Below are 14,360 nucleotides of genomic sequence, written 5' to 3' on the forward strand. Positions count from 1 at the left end.
CAATGACATGTCGCCTTGCCTACATATGTTTCCTTTCGGATAATGAATTTGCATATATAATTGTATATACGTATTCGAATTCCGTCAACCTGTGAATTGCGGGTATCATGCGTCCCCTCTTGTGGCGCGGGCGGCGATTGCCGCCTATATGGAAGCCAGCCCAGAGGTATCCATGCGATTTTCCAACACCTTCCTTGACGAGATCCGCGACCGCGTTCCCATTTCGGATGTGATCGGCAGGCGTGTCACGTGGGATCGCAAGAAAACCAATGCCTCGCGCGGCGACTATTGGGCCTGCTGCCCGTTCCATGGCGAGAAGTCGCCGAGCTTTCACTGCGAGGACCGCAAGGGCCGCTATCACTGCTTCGGCTGCGGCGTGTCGGGCGATCATTTCCGCTTCCTCACGGATCTTGACGGTATGGCCTTTCCGGAAGCCGTGCAGCAGATTGCCGATCTCGCCGGTGTCGCCATGCCGCAGCCGGATGTCGAGGCGGAAAAGCGCGACCGCCAGCGCATCGGCCTGCAGGAAGTCATGGAAGTGGCGACGCAGTTTTTTGAAGCCCAGCTGCAGACCGCAAACGGCGCCAAGGCGCGTGCCTATCTGCGCGACCGCGGGCTGACCGGCCGCACCATCGAAACGTTCCGGCTCGGCTATGCGCCGGAAAGCCGCAATGCGCTGAAGGAGTTTCTGGCCGGGAAGGGCATACCGAAGGACCAGATCGAGGCCTGTGGCCTGGTCGTCCATCGTCCCGACATTCCCGTCTCCTATGACCGGTTCCGCGATCGCATCATGTTCCCGATCCTCTCATCGCGCGAAAAGGTCATCGCCTTCGGCGGCCGCGCCATGTCGCCGGATGCGCCGGCCAAATATCTCAATTCGAACGAGACCGAGCTGTTCCATAAGGGCAACGTTCTCTACAATTTCGCTCGCGCGCGCCGCGCCATGTCCGGTGCCGACGGCGCAGGCACGATCATCGCCGTCGAAGGCTATATGGATGTCATCGCGCTGCATCAGGCCGGCATCGAGAATGCAGTCGCGCCGCTCGGCACGGCACTCACTGAAAACCAGATGACGCTGCTCTGGAAACTGACGCAGCAGCCGGTACTCTGCTTTGATGGCGACGGTGCCGGTATCCGTGCCGCAAATCGCGCCGTCGATCTGGCGCTGCCGCACCTGAAGCCCGGCTTCTCCGTGCGCTTCGCCATGCTGCCGGATGGCAAGGACCCGGACGATCTCGTCCGCAACGAAGGACGCGCGCCGTTCGACAAGGTCATGGCGTCAGCGCGTTCGCTGTCGGAAATGGTCTGGTTGCGCGAAGCCCAGGCCGGTGGCTTCGATACGCCGGAGAGCCGGGCCCAGCTGGAAGCGACGTTGAAACAGGTGGTTTCTGTCATTGCCGATGAAAATGTCCGCCGTCACTACGGCCAGGATATCCGCGATCGGCTCAACCAGTTCTTTCAGGGCGCCTCCCGTCAACAGAACGGCCAGCGCGGTTTTGACCGCAACCCGCGCCAGGGCGGCGGACGCGGCCAGGGGCAGGGGCGCGGTGGCCAGCAGGGCGCGCGCATGTCGGAGCGCACCGGCATTTCCGACCGGCTGGCGCGTTCGTCGCTGGTGAGCGGCCATCAGGCGCTGCCGCCCTTGCGCGAAAGCGTGCTGGCGCTGACCATCGTCAATCATCCGCAACTGCTGTTTGAAGAGTATGACGAGATTTCCGCGATCGAATACGACAATCGCGATCTGCAGCGCTTCTGGTCCTCGGTGCTCAATGCCGCCGCCGCCAAAGGTCCGCGCCTGACGCGCGAAGTCCTCGTCGAGCAGCTGGAGGCCGAAGGGTTCGATGCGCTTCTGAAAGCGCTTGACCAGCAGATCCGCTTCGCCCGCCTGTGGACTGCCACCACGGCCGCAGCGCCGGAGGATGCCCGCGAAGGTTACCTGCAGGCGCTTGCTCTCCATCAGCGCACCAAGGCTTTGCTCTGGCAGCGCCGCGAGCTGGAAAGCGAACTGGCCTACGCAACGGAAGAAGGTGATGACGACACCGTCAGCCAGATCCTGCGCAATCTGCAGGAAGTGCAGCTCGAAGTGACGCGGCTGGAAAACCAGGAAGCGATCGTCGACGGGTTTGGCGTGTTGTCGGGGCGCGTCAAGGGACCGGCGGGCAAGTAGGGCACGCTCTTTTGGTGACGAAACCGGTTCAGTGAGCCTCTTGCCACCTTGCAAGGCAATTGCAAGACTGCCCTTTCGATTGCGCCGCCGGCGATGCCGCTGCGCAGGTCCGGAGGAGGGGCAACCATGACCGAAATCACCTTGCTGGCTTTTGCATTCGTCTCGTTCATCGGTATCGCCACGCCCGGTCCAACCGTGCTTCTGGCGCTGACAAATGGTTCGCGCTTTGGTGTGCGCCGCGCGCTGATCGGCATGCTCGGTGCTGTCCTGTCCGATTTTGTCCTGATCGGTGCCGTGGCGCTCGGTCTCGGTGCGCTGCTGGCGGCGTCCGAATTCTGGTTTTCGGTGGTCAAATGGATCGGTGCGGGTTATCTCGCCTTTCTCGGCATCATGCTCCTGCGCTCGAAAGGCACACTCAATGAGACGCTGCACGGCGCGGCGCAGGCCGGTTCGGGATCGCCGCGCGCGATCTTTCTGAAAAGCTTTCTGGTCGCGGTCACCAATCCCAAGGGTTACCTGTTCTTCTCGGCCTTCCTGCCGCAGTTCATCGTGCCGTCCGAGCCGCAGTTCACCCAGTATGCGGTGCTTGCCCTGATCTTTGCTACCGTCGATTTCCTCGTCATGTTCGGCTACGCAGCCCTTGGTTCGCAGGCCGTCAAGGTTTTGAAAACGTCCGGCGCGCTCTGGCTCGACCGCGTCTGCGGAGGTGTTCTGTTGGCGCTCGCCGGGTCGCTGGCATTTTACCGGCGTGCGAGCGTCTGACGGCGCGTCCTTCGGCCGAGCGGACGAATGGACCGCTTAGCTGTTGCCAGCGGGATCCGGTTGTTGCGGCAATCCCAAACGGTCCGGTCAACCGCCTTCAATGAGAACTCGGCCCTCGCGCCCACAACCGTTCCTGTGCCATAGTCCGCTTTCTCCCACGAAAGCGATTCCATGCCGCAGACCCAGAACCGTATTGATCCCACCTTTGACACTGACGGTGCCAGAAATCCGCTGTCGGTGCTGAAAACGGTCTACGGCTATCCGGCTTTTCGGGGCAAGCAGGCTTCTGTGGTTGAGCGGGTCGTGTCGGGCGGTGATGCCGTCGTTCTGTTTCCGACGGGCGCGGGGAAATCGCTGTGCTTTCAGATTCCTGCCCTTTGCCGCGATGGCGTCGGCATCGTCGTTTCGCCACTGATTGCGCTGATGCGGGATCAGGTGGAGGCGTTGAAGCAATTGGGGGTCAGGGCAGCGGCGCTCAATTCCTCGCTCTCGCGCGAAGAATTCGTCGATGTCCGCCGGGCAATCTCCAATGGCGATCTCGATCTTCTCTATGTAACGCCTGAGCGCATCGTCACGCCGGGCTTCAAGGATTTGATCGGCAATGCGACGATTTCGCTGTTTGCCATCGACGAGGCGCATTGCGTCTCGCAATGGGGCCATGATTTTCGTCCTGAATACCGCGAGCTTGGCCAACTGGGCGATCTCTATCCCGGCGTGCCGCGCATGGCGCTGACGGCGACCGCCGATCCGCATACCCGCGAAGACATCATCGACAGGCTGGGCCTGCAGTCTGCCGAGGTTTTTACCACCTCGTTCGACCGGCCGAACATCGCCTATGAAATTGTCGAGCGCGATCAGCCGCGCCAGCAATTGTTGCGTTTCCTGTCGCGCCACAAGGGATCGAGCGGCATCGTCTATTGCCTGTCGCGCGCCAAGGTCGAGGAAACAGCCGAGTGGCTGAACGGGCAGGGCATTTACGCGCTGGCCTATCACGCCGGCATGGACCGCGCGGTGCGCGATACCAATCAGGATGCCTTCCTCAAGGAGGAGGAATTATGCCTGGTGGCGACCGTCGCCTTCGGCATGGGCATCGACAAGCCGAACGTGCGCTATGTCGCCCATCTCGATCTGCCGGGCTCGGTCGAGGCCTACTACCAGGAAACCGGCCGCGCCGGGCGCGACGGCCTGCCGTCGGATGTCTGGATGGCTTATGGCATGGCCGATGTCATCCAGCGCGGCCGGATGATTGATGGCGGAACATCGGGCGACGATGTCAAGCGCGTCGAGCGCGCCAAGCTGAATGCGCTGCTGGCCATCTGCGAGACACCCGGCTGCCGGCGTCAATCGATCCTCGCCCATTTCGGCGAGGCGCATGGCGGCGGGTGTGGCAATTGCGATACCTGCATCAACCCGGTCGAAACCTGGGATGGAACAGACGCCGCGATCAAGGCGCTGGCGGCGATCTACCGCACCGGCGAACGCTTTGGCACTGGTCACCTGATCGATGTGCTGCTCGGCACCGAGAATGAAAAGACCGAGCGCTTCGGCCATAGCAAGATGCCGGTTTTCGGGGCGGGCAAGGATATCCCGTCGAAAACCTGGCAATCGGTCTATCGCCAGCTTTTGGCCGCCGGCCTGATCAGCGTCGATCACGAGGCTTTTGGGGCGCTCAAGCTGCAGCCGGAAGCACGCGCCGTCTTCAAGCGTGAGCGCGAGGTCCGCTTCCGCAAGGATCGGCCGGTCAGCGGCAAGGGTAAAAACGCCCGGCAATCGGCGTCATCCAGCGCCAAATCGGCCTTGTCGGGTTCGGATGCGGAACTGTTCGAAGCCCTGCGCCGGGCACGTTCCGGCATTGCCAAGGAACTGGGTGTTCCGCCTTACGTTGTTTTCCCGGATACGACCCTGATCGCTTTCGCCACCGCCCGCCCGCACAATCACGACGCCCTTCTCGGCATCTCCGGCGTCGGCCAGTCGAAGCTGGAGCGATACGGCGACGCGTTCCTGGATGTTATTCGCGGGTTCGATTGACGGGCTGGCTCCCTCGTCTCCCCACCGGGGAGAAGGTGTCCGAAGGGCGGGTGGGGGGCGGTGAATTCTGAAATCGCGGCCCCTCATCGCTTCGCTCGCATTGCTCGGCATTTCTCCCCGCCGGGGAGAAGAGTGAGAGCCGCTACATCCTGACCGTCATGCCGCCATCGACCGTCAGCACATGGCCGTTGACAAAGGATGCGGCGTCGCTGGCGAGGAACAGGGCGGCACCGGCGATCTCGTCGGGCCGGCCCCAGCGCTGCGCCGGGATGCGCTGGCGAACGAACGGCATCAGGTCTTCGTCAGCGGCCATCGCTGCGTTGGTCTCGGTGGCAAACCAGCCGGGTGCGATGGCGTTGCTGGTGATACCGGAGGGGCCGAATTCGACCGCCATCGAGCGCATCAGGCCGGTCAACCCCTGTTTGGCAAGGGGATAGATCCCGTCGCCCGGCATCGCCACATAGCCGTTGATCGAGGTGATTGCGATCAACCGCCCGTACTCGTTCCGCTTCATGATTGCCGCCGCATCGCGCGATAGCGTGGTTGCGGCAATGAGGTCCGTCTGGATCAAGGTGAGAATGGCATCGTCGTCGAACTCGGCCAAAGGCCTGCGGTCGCGGGCGCCGACATTGTTGACGAGAATATCGAGCCGTCCATGGCGTCGTTCAATACTGGCAAGCGCGTCTCGTTGCGCGGTACGGTCCGCGACGTCAAAAGCCATCGCCTCGGCGCTGCAACCTGAGGCCCTGATCGAGTTGACCGCGCCTTCAAGCGTCGCAGCCGTGCGGCCATTGATGACGACATGTGCTCCGGCGTCTGCCAGCGCCCGGGCAATCTCCAGTCCCAGCCCGCGCCCGCCACCGGTGACAAGCGCTACACGGCTCTTGAGCGAAAATCTGTCGAATCTAGTCATGGCTTCCTCATCGCATTAAAAGCGTTGTCTATCGACATCAAAATAGTGGACTCAGTCAATTAATTTTTGCAGTTTTCCGTTTTTTGGTGCAGAAGCTCAAGGGCTGGGGTGGATAGCCTGTTTGAAACAGTCAAGTCGCAATCAGGCAAGACCCGGAACGATCCTGTCGTGCAAACGCCGCCCGCTGGCGCCGTCTTTCGCTGTCATATCAAACGGAATATGATAGGAATTCATCGCAAACCGATCTCAGATCCTGGAAAGCGGCCTTCATGACGTCAGCCTTCATCACTCACCTTTCCTCCGAACTCGAAGGGCTGAAATCCGCCGGGCTTTACAAGTCGGAGCGGGTGATCGTGTCCAAGCAGGCTGGCGAGATCGAGGTTGCGTCCGGTGCGAAGGTTTTGAACTTTTGCGCCAACAATTATCTCGGGCTTGCCGACAATGCCGAGCTGATTGCGGCGGGCAAGCAGGCGCTCGACCGTTACGGCTACGGCATGGCCTCGGTCCGTTTCATCTGCGGCACCCAGGAAGAGCACAAGCAGCTTGAGGCGCGGATTTCGTCGTTTCTCGGACTGGAGGACACGATCCTCTATTCCTCCTGCTTCGATGCCAATGGCGGTCTGTTCGAGACGCTGCTCGGCGAAGAGGACGCGATCATTTCCGATGCGCTCAACCATGCCTCGATCATCGACGGCGTGCGGCTCTCCAAGGCCAAACGCTTCCGCTATGCCAACAACGATATGGCGGCGCTCGAAGAAGAGCTGAAGAAAGCCGAAGGCGCGCGTTTCAAGCTGATCGCCACCGACGGCGTCTTTTCGATGGATGGCATCATCGCCAATCTGCAAGGGGTCTGCGATCTCGCCGACAAGTATGGCGCCATGGTGATGGTCGATGACAGCCATGCCGTCGGTTTCGTCGGCAAGCATGGCCGCGGTTCGGCCGAATATTGCGGCGTCGAGGGAAGGGTGGATATCATCACCGGCACGCTCGGCAAGGCGCTTGGCGGCGCCTCAGGTGGCTATACGTCGGCAAGACGTGAAGTGGTCGAGTGGCTGCGCCAGCGCTCGCGGCCCTATCTATTCTCCAACACGCTGGCGCCGGTGATTGCGGCTGCCTCGCTGAAAGTGTTCGACCTGATCGACAATGGCGACGCGCTGCGCTCGCGGCTTGAAGCCAATGCGACGCTGTTCCGCAGCGAAATGGGCAAGCTGGGCTTCACGCTCGCCGGTGAGGGTCATCCAATCATCCCGGTGATGCTCGGCGATGCGTCGCTGGCACAGGCTTTTGCTGCCAAGATGCTGGAAAAGGGCGTCTATGTCGTCGGCTTTTCCTTCCCCGTCGTGCCGAAAGGCCAGGCCCGCATCCGCACCCAGATGTCGGCGGCGCACAGCGAGGCGGATGTGCGCCGTGCAATCGCGGTGTTCGAAGAGGTTGGCCGCGAGCTGGGCGTGATTTGAGGGCGTCTTTCTCCCTCTTCTCCCCAGCGGGGAGAAGATGTCCGAAGGACAGATGAGGGGGAGCGATGCTTCGAGCGCAAGCGAGAGGCAAGTATCCGGGAATTGGAAGCGGTGCCGTGTCGGCCCCCTCATCCGCCCTACGGGCACCTTCTCCCCGCTGGGGAGAAGAGGGGGATAGCAACGCCGGCGCAACCAAAAGATCAAAAGAAGGAATGCTGAATGACAAACATGATGAAGGCGCTCGTCAAATCCAAAGCTGAAACCGGCCTGTGGATGGAGCATGTGCCGGTGCCGGTGCCCGGTCCCAACGATGTGCTGATCAAGGTGAAGAAATCGGCGATCTGCGGCACGGACGTGCATATCTGGAACTGGGACCAGTGGGCACAGAAGACCATTCCCGTGCCGATGGTCGTCGGTCACGAATTCGTCGGCGTGATTGCGCAGATCGGATCGGCCGTCACCAAATACCATGTCGGCGAGCGGGTATCGGGCGAGGGGCATATCGTTTGCGGCAAGTGCCGCAACTGCCGGGCGGGCCGCGGGCATCTGTGCCGCAACACGCTGGGCGTCGGCGTGCATCGCCCGGGTTCCTTCGGCGAATATGTCTGCATTCCCGAATACAATGTCGTTGCCATCCCCGACGAGGTGCCGGATGAGATCGCCGCGATCTTCGACCCGTTCGGCAATGCCGTGCATACCGCACTCTCCTTCGATCTGGTGGGCGAGGATGTGCTTGTCACTGGCGCCGGCCCGATCGGCATCATGGGCGCGATGGTTGCCAAGCGCTCCGGCGCGCGCAAGGTCGTGATCACCGATATCAATCCAGTGCGGCTGGCGCTGGCCGAAAAGATGGGCATCGATTATGTCGTCGATGCGTCGAAGGAAAACCTCGCCGACGTGATGAAGCGGATCGGCATGACTGAGGGGTTCGATGTCGGGCTGGAAATGTCGGGTGCTGCCCCTGCCTTCCGCGACATGATCGACAAGATGAACAATGGCGGCAAGATTGCCATTCTCGGCATTGCGCCGACCGGCTTTGAGATCGACTGGAACAAGGTGATCTTCAAGATGCTCAACCTCAAGGGCATCTACGGCCGCGAAATGTTCGAGACCTGGTACAAGATGATTGCCTTCGTGCAAGGCGGCCTCGACCTGTCGCCGATCATCACCCACCGCATCGGCATCGACGATTTCCGCGAGGGTTTCGAGGCGATGCGCTCCGGAAACTCAGGAAAGGTTGTCATGGACTGGTAGGGGCTTTCCCGCACCGCGTTGACCCAGTGCGGGCCTGTTCTACTCTATGACTTCCCTTGGGTAGACGCCCCAGAGTTTCGTCTGGGCGACGTAACCGCTGAGCCGTGGCCGCTGGATGGCGACGTGGCACCAGGAGCCGCTACAGTCGATGATCGTCACAATCACGCCCGGTTGCATGAGGGCGGTGACCTTAGGGGACTGGCCCGGGCTGCGCTGCAGGCTGGCGCCCTCCTTCAGCCATGGTGCGATCATGGCGGTACGCTGGCCCGACAGAAGGGCCGCGTGCATCCAGCCGGATGATCCATCGTGATCGCGCACCAGCCGCCAGTTGCCCCATTCCTCGATCAGTTCCATCGGCAGGCCTGCGGCCATGTAGACGAACCGCACCGCATAATCGGTGGAAGGGCCAACGCGCATGCGCGCATTGTCGCTCTTCAGCGAGACGAAACGCGGCAGTTTCAGCCCCGTCACACGGCCGGTATTGCGGCCGGGCGCCGCGATGGTGTCGCCCGACGCTACCTGCGTGGTCGCTGCCACTGCCGGCTGCGCCATCGCTGCACAGGCGGCAAGAAACACGATGGCAGCCTTCATCTGTCCCGTCTCCGGCCCCTGACTGTATCTGCCGTCGGTAGCCTGTTCATTGGCATGCACTTGCCCTTTTCAGCGCGGCCGTGATGCCATCAAGCGAAAAGGCGTATTGGGTATCGGTGCCGCGGCTGGAGGTTGCCTGAAGCGTCAGCGTGGCTCCGGACTTCATGGCGGCGACCAGCGCGTTGTCGCGGGTTTCGCGGATCGGCCATGCGACGTTTCCGCGCGGGGTCAGGGTAAAGACGTCGTTGCCGACCTTGACCGTGACCTCGGACCCGGCCTTCAGGGTATATCCCATCTGGGCCTGCGGCATGTAACCGCCGGCACCTTTTGGCGCGACCAGCAGGAAGTTGTTGCCATGGTTGACCCCGGCCGGCTCCATGTCGCGTGGCATGGTCAGCGCGTAGCAGGCGGTCTTGCCGTTATCGGCGTAGGAATAGACACCCCAGTGGCCGAAAGTCTTGACCATCACCGGCTGCGCCTGGGCTGGAAGGATGGTGCTGGCTAGGGCCAGGGCGGCGAGGATATGCCGGTTGAAGGACATCTGATCTCCGTCGTTAAGGGGGAATGGGCCTGTCTGGCAGGCGCTCAATGCGTCCTTAATGAAAGGGCCGAAGGGTTATCAAAAGGTAAATTTCGTCCCGCAGGAAGCCGCATGCGGCCGCTTGAGACATGCCGGATGGGCGTGGGCGTCACCGTTCTTAAGGGCATCCGGGGAGGTCCGCTCACCCCATCAAAACCTGTTCACGTTTCCGTTAAGTGGGTTCCATTGGCTGCTTGCGCATGGCAATCCCATGGCCTTGGACAAGCAGATGAGGTTTCCCCGATTGATTGATTTGAATGTGTCCCGCCGAACCTTCCTTCAGGCGGGCGGCGCCTTTGCAGCGCTCGGTCTTGCCGGTTGCGCCACCACGGCACAGCCCGTCGCCGTGCCGGTCAAGGCCGAACCCATCGTGCTGCCGACCGCCGAAAGCGAGATGTACAGCGCCCGGCCGGAGGAGCAGTTTCCGCTGCCGGCTGTTCCGTACCAGAAGATTCCAGTGCGCTTCCGCCGCCAGTGGGTCGACAACACGACCGGCGAGCGTCCCGGCACGTTGGTCGTCGATACCGCCAATCATTTTCTCTACCTCACCTATGAAAACGGCAAGGCGATGCGTTACGGCGTCGGACTTGGCCGTGCGGGCTTCGAGTGGTCGGGCCGCGGTGTCATCCAGTACAAGCGCAAATGGCCGCGCTGGACGCCGCCCGACGAGATGGTGGCGCGCCGCCCCGATCTCGAACCCTACAGCATTGCCAATGGCGGAATGGACCCGGGCCTGAAAAATCCGCTGGGCGCTCGCGCTCTTTATATCTTCAAGGACGGCGTCGACACGATCTACCGCATCCATGGATCGCCGGAATGGTGGACGATCGGCAAATCGGTGTCATCCGGCTGTGTGCGCATGCTCAATCAGGATGTGATCGATCTTCATAGCCGGGTGCCCAACCGGACAGAAATCCTGGTCACCGGCACGGCGATGGGCTAGCCGCGCACGGCCCTGGCACGTGTGCCTTTTTGGGTGGCGATGCAGGCAAGACCTTGACATTGCCACCCGCAACATCATCTCTCAAGCAGCAGGCTTGGGAGGGTTTGATGATCTATTCTGGAAGTTGCCATTGCGGTGCCATCGCCTTTGAAGTCGAGGCCGATATCACGCAGGCGATGGACTGCAACTGTTCGATGTGCCGCCGCCGCGGCGGTCTTCTCGCCTTCGTGCCGCGTGAAAATTTCAGGCTGCAGACACCGCAGTCGGCGGTATCCACCTATCAGTTCAACAAGCACGTCATCCAGCATCATTTCTGTGCCACTTGTGGAATTGCGCCCTATGCCGAGGGCGAGAGCAAGACCGGCGCGATGACGGCGGTCAATGTCCGCTGCCTGCCGGATGTCGATCTCGAAACCCTGACGATCACCAAGGTCGACGGGCGAAGTTTTTGATGCGGGAGGAAAGCATGAAGGGTTGAAGCCGGGCCTCATCTGCAAGCGGAGATTCCTTTGGCTCTTGTCTTTCCATCAACAGTTCCTACATTTCGGCCATGGAACTGAATCTTTGAAGCACTCTGCTAGATTCAGTCTTTTTTGCCGATTTGAACGGTTTTTCACCGGAAATGCTTGACGGGACCGAAAATTGTGGGAATCACCATTTCTAATACAGTGGGTGAAATAGGTACGGCGGACAGATCCATCATGCATGTGATGCCAGAACGGCGCTGCTGTCGCAGTTCGCCGGTTTAACTGCGGTGAGTGGCGTGGTTAATCAGGAATTAAAGATCATCCCGTTACGTCAGGGGTAATGATTCGCGGTGGGAGCGATTGACGCACCCGAGCTACGAAAAAGTTTTGCACCGCGCACGCGTTGAGTGCTGTCCAAGGAAAGCGACGATATAAATGGCAACCAAAGTCAAAGAGAACGAAGAAGCAGAAGCCGAACGCGAAGGCGCACCCGACGGCCCGCTTCTTGACCTCTCGGATGACGCGGTCAAGAAGATGATCAAGGCCGCCAAGAAGCGCGGCTATGTGACCATGGACGAGCTGAACGAGGTTCTGCCGTCCGATCAGGTTGATCCCGACCGGATCGAAGACATCATGGCGATGCTCAGCGAAATGGGCATCAATGTCGTCGAGGACGAGGAAGCCGACGAGGGCACCGCAGCCGCCGAGGAAGAGGATAGCGATTCCGACGGCGAGAGCGAAGGCGGCGAACTGGCCCCTTCGGGCGGCACGGCTCTTGCGACCGCCAAGAAGAAAGAACCGACCGACCGCACCGATGATCCGGTGCGCATGTACCTGCGCGAAATGGGCTCGGTGGAGCTTCTGTCGCGTGAGGGCGAAATCGCCATTGCCAAGCGCATCGAGGCTGGCCGTGAAACGATGATCGCCGGTCTCTGTGAGAGCCCGCTGACGTTCCAGGCCATCATCATCTGGCGTGACGAACTCAACGAAGGTAACACGCTTCTGCGCGAGATCATCGATCTCGAAACCACCTATTCCGGTCCGGAAGCCAAGGCTGCACCGCAGTTCCAAAGTCCTGAGAAGATCGAGGCCGACCGCAAGGCTGCCGAGGAAAAGGAAAAGAACCGCAAGCCGCGTGCTGGTGACGACGACGTGACCAATGTCGGCGGTGAAGGCCTGCCGCCGGAAGAAGAGGAAGAGGACGACGACGAGTCGAACCTTTCGCTCGCCGCGATGGAAGCGGAACTGCGTCCGCAGGTCATGGAAACGCTCGACATCATCGCCGAGACCTACAAGAAGCTGCGCAAGCTGCAGGACCAGCAGGTCGAAGCCCGCCTGGCTGCGACCGGCACACTGTCGCCTGCCCAGGAGCGCCGCTACAAGGAGCTGAAGGACGAGCTGATCACGGCGGTCAAGTCGCTGTCGCTCAACCAGAACCGCGTCGACAGCCTTGTCGAGCAGCTCTACGATATTTCCAAGCGCCTGATGCAGAACGAAGGCCGTCTGTTGCGTCTGGCCGAGAGCTATGGCGTCAAGCGCGACTCGTTCCTGGAACAGTATTCCGGCGCCGAACTCGATCCGAACTGGATGAAGTCGATCGCCAATCTGGCCGCCAAGGGCTGGAAGGAATTCGCCAAGAACGAAGGCACGATGATCCGCAACATTCGCGGCGAGATCCAGAATCTGGCCACGGAAACCGGCATCTCGATCTTCGAATTCCGCCGCATCGTTTCGATGGTGCAGAAGGGCGAACGCGAAGCCCGCATCGCCAAGAAGGAAATGGTCGAAGCGAACCTTCGCCTCGTCATTTCGATCGCCAAGAAGTACACCAACCGCGGCCTGCAGTTCCTCGATCTGATCCAGGAAGGCAACATTGGCCTCATGAAGGCGGTCGACAAGTTCGAATACCGCCGTGGTTACAAGTTCTCGACCTATGCGACGTGGTGGATCCGTCAGGCGATCACCCGCTCGATCGCCGACCAGGCCCGCACGATCCGTATTCCGGTGCACATGATCGAGACGATCAACAAGATCGTCCGCACGTCGCGCCAGATGCTGCACGAGATCGGCCGCGAGCCGACCCCGGAAGAACTGGCCGAGAAGCTCGCCATGCCGCTCGAAAAGGTCCGTAAGGTCCTGAAGATCGCCAAGGAGCCGATCTCGCTCGAAACTCCGGTGGGTGACGAAGAAGATAGCCACCTCGGCGATTTCATCGAGGACAAGAACGCGCTGCTGCCGATCGACGCCGCCATCCAGGCGAACCTGCGCGAAACGACGACCCGTGTTCTCGCCTCGCTGACGCCGCGCGAAGAACGTGTCCTGCGCATGCGCTTCGGCATCGGCATGAACACCGACCACACGCTCGAAGAAGTCGGCCAGCAGTTCTCGGTTACCCGCGAACGTATCCGTCAGATCGAAGCCAAGGCGCTGCGCAAGCTGAAGCACCCGAGCCGCTCGCGCAAGCTGCGTTCGTTCCTGGACAGCTAAGAACGAACTCCTTTCGATTGAACAAGTGGAACCCGGTCAGTGAAAACTGGCCGGGTTTTTCGTTGGGCGGCCGGAGTTTACCGCGTGCGCCCCTCCGCGCTCACAGCCTTTCCTTGTCTGTTTGAGCCGCCGAGACTATAATTTAGTAATCGCTAAAACTTCTGAGCTGTCATCGTACGCGTTCTGTTGACTGAGATCGGCTGTCCGCTTTGCCGGATAGTGTGTCCGATGAGGCGGGAGGCGGAGGCATCAATCGCGGCGCCATCTTCAAGGTCGTGCCGTATGGGAGGTGTGCTATGACCATGTATATCGTGTTGATCAACTGGACAGAGCAGGGTGTCAAGAACGTGCGCGAGTCGCCCAAGCGTCTCGACGCGGCAAAGAAGCTGCTGAAGGATATGGGGGGCTCGTTCAGGGAGTTCTATCTGACCATGGGCGATCACGATATGGTGGCGGTGTGTGAAGCGCCTGATGATGCGGTGATGGCGCGGTTTGCGCTTTCACTCGGAACGGGTGGTAATGTGCGCACCAAGACATTGAAGGCATTCCCGGAAGCCGCCTACCGGGAACTGATCAGTTCGCTTGGATAGAGGCGCGCAATCAGGCTGAGCGGGCTAAACCGGTCAGGGCATCCGTTTGGGGGGCCGCATCCTCTTGATTCTTTCTCGTTGCGGCCCAATGTGAAGGGAGCAAAACTCGCTTCAAACGCTT

12 protein-coding genes are annotated in these 14,360 nt (G+C 60.8%); 9 read left to right on the top strand and 3 right to left on the bottom strand.

Annotation, left to right across the window (positions count from 1 at the left end):
• Window positions 1-172: 172 nt before the first annotated feature.
• The 3 genes from dnaG to recQ all read left to right on the top strand — a co-directional run bounded on the left by dnaG (window position 173) and on the right by recQ (window position 4,957).
• Window positions 173-2,167, top strand: a complete 1,995-nt coding sequence (dnaG, locus tag ASD36_RS19795; RefSeq protein WP_060505684.1) for a DNA primase — start codon at window positions 173-175, stop codon at window positions 2,165-2,167.
• A 126-nt stretch (window positions 2,168-2,293) separates the two neighbouring features.
• Complete coding sequence (locus ASD36_RS19800) at window positions 2,294-2,929, top strand: LysE family translocator (RefSeq protein ID WP_060505683.1); 636 nt, start codon at window positions 2,294-2,296, stop codon at window positions 2,927-2,929.
• 171 nt (window positions 2,930-3,100) lie between these two features.
• Window positions 3,101-4,957, top strand: coding sequence for a DNA helicase RecQ (recQ, locus tag ASD36_RS19805; RefSeq protein ID WP_060505682.1), 1,857 nt, complete (start codon window positions 3,101-3,103; stop codon window positions 4,955-4,957).
• 142 nt (window positions 4,958-5,099) lie between these two features.
• Here recQ and ASD36_RS19810 read toward each other — a convergent pair whose 3' ends face one another.
• Window positions 5,100-5,870, bottom strand: a complete 771-nt coding sequence (locus ASD36_RS19810) for an SDR family oxidoreductase (RefSeq protein ID WP_060505681.1) — start codon at window positions 5,868-5,870, stop codon at window positions 5,100-5,102.
• A gap of 269 nt (window positions 5,871-6,139) precedes the next feature.
• Between ASD36_RS19810 and ASD36_RS19815 the strand changes: the two genes are divergently transcribed.
• A complete protein-coding gene (locus tag ASD36_RS19815) occupies window positions 6,140-7,327 on the top strand; it encodes a glycine C-acetyltransferase (protein WP_060641745.1) in 1,188 nt (395 codons plus the stop codon).
• Window positions 7,328-7,546: 219 nt separating this feature from the next.
• Entirely contained in the window at window positions 7,547-8,581 is a 1,035-nt protein-coding gene (tdh, locus tag ASD36_RS19820; RefSeq protein WP_060641746.1) for an L-threonine 3-dehydrogenase, read from the top strand.
• A gap of 39 nt (window positions 8,582-8,620) precedes the next feature.
• Here the strand turns inward: tdh and ASD36_RS19825 are convergent, their stop codons facing one another.
• Entirely contained in the window at window positions 8,621-9,172 is a 552-nt protein-coding gene (locus ASD36_RS19825) for an SH3 domain-containing protein (protein WP_244482242.1), read from the bottom strand.
• A 46-nt stretch (window positions 9,173-9,218) separates the two neighbouring features.
• The gene (locus tag ASD36_RS19830) at window positions 9,219-9,713 is read right to left on the bottom strand and encodes an invasion associated locus B family protein (protein WP_060505031.1); all 495 of its coding nucleotides are present in this window, start codon (window positions 9,711-9,713) and stop codon (window positions 9,219-9,221) included.
• Window positions 9,714-9,999: 286 nt separating this feature from the next.
• Here ASD36_RS19830 and ASD36_RS19835 point away from each other — a divergent pair, with 286 nt between their 5' ends.
• The 4 genes from ASD36_RS19835 to ASD36_RS19850 all read left to right on the top strand — a co-directional run bounded on the left by ASD36_RS19835 (window position 10,000) and on the right by ASD36_RS19850 (window position 14,239).
• A complete protein-coding gene (locus tag ASD36_RS19835; protein ID WP_200954916.1) occupies window positions 10,000-10,695 on the top strand; it encodes a L,D-transpeptidase in 696 nt (231 codons plus the stop codon).
• A gap of 107 nt (window positions 10,696-10,802) precedes the next feature.
• On the top strand, window positions 10,803-11,147 hold the full coding sequence (locus tag ASD36_RS19840) for a GFA family protein (protein WP_060505032.1): 345 nt from the start codon (window positions 10,803-10,805) through the stop codon (window positions 11,145-11,147).
• Window positions 11,148-11,597: 450 nt separating this feature from the next.
• Window positions 11,598-13,649, top strand: a complete 2,052-nt coding sequence (gene rpoD, locus ASD36_RS19845) for an RNA polymerase sigma factor RpoD (RefSeq protein WP_060505033.1) — start codon at window positions 11,598-11,600, stop codon at window positions 13,647-13,649.
• Between the two features lie 296 nt (window positions 13,650-13,945).
• Window positions 13,946-14,239 carry a GYD domain-containing protein gene (locus ASD36_RS19850; protein ID WP_060505034.1) on the top strand — a complete coding sequence of 98 codons (294 nt, stop codon included), beginning with the start codon at window positions 13,946-13,948 and terminating at the stop codon, window positions 14,237-14,239.
• Window positions 14,240-14,360 lie beyond the last annotated feature (121 nt).

The sequence above is a fragment of the Rhizobium sp. Root1334 genome, assembly GCF_001426665.1.
Taxonomy (GTDB): Bacteria; Pseudomonadota; Alphaproteobacteria; order Rhizobiales; family Rhizobiaceae; genus Pararhizobium.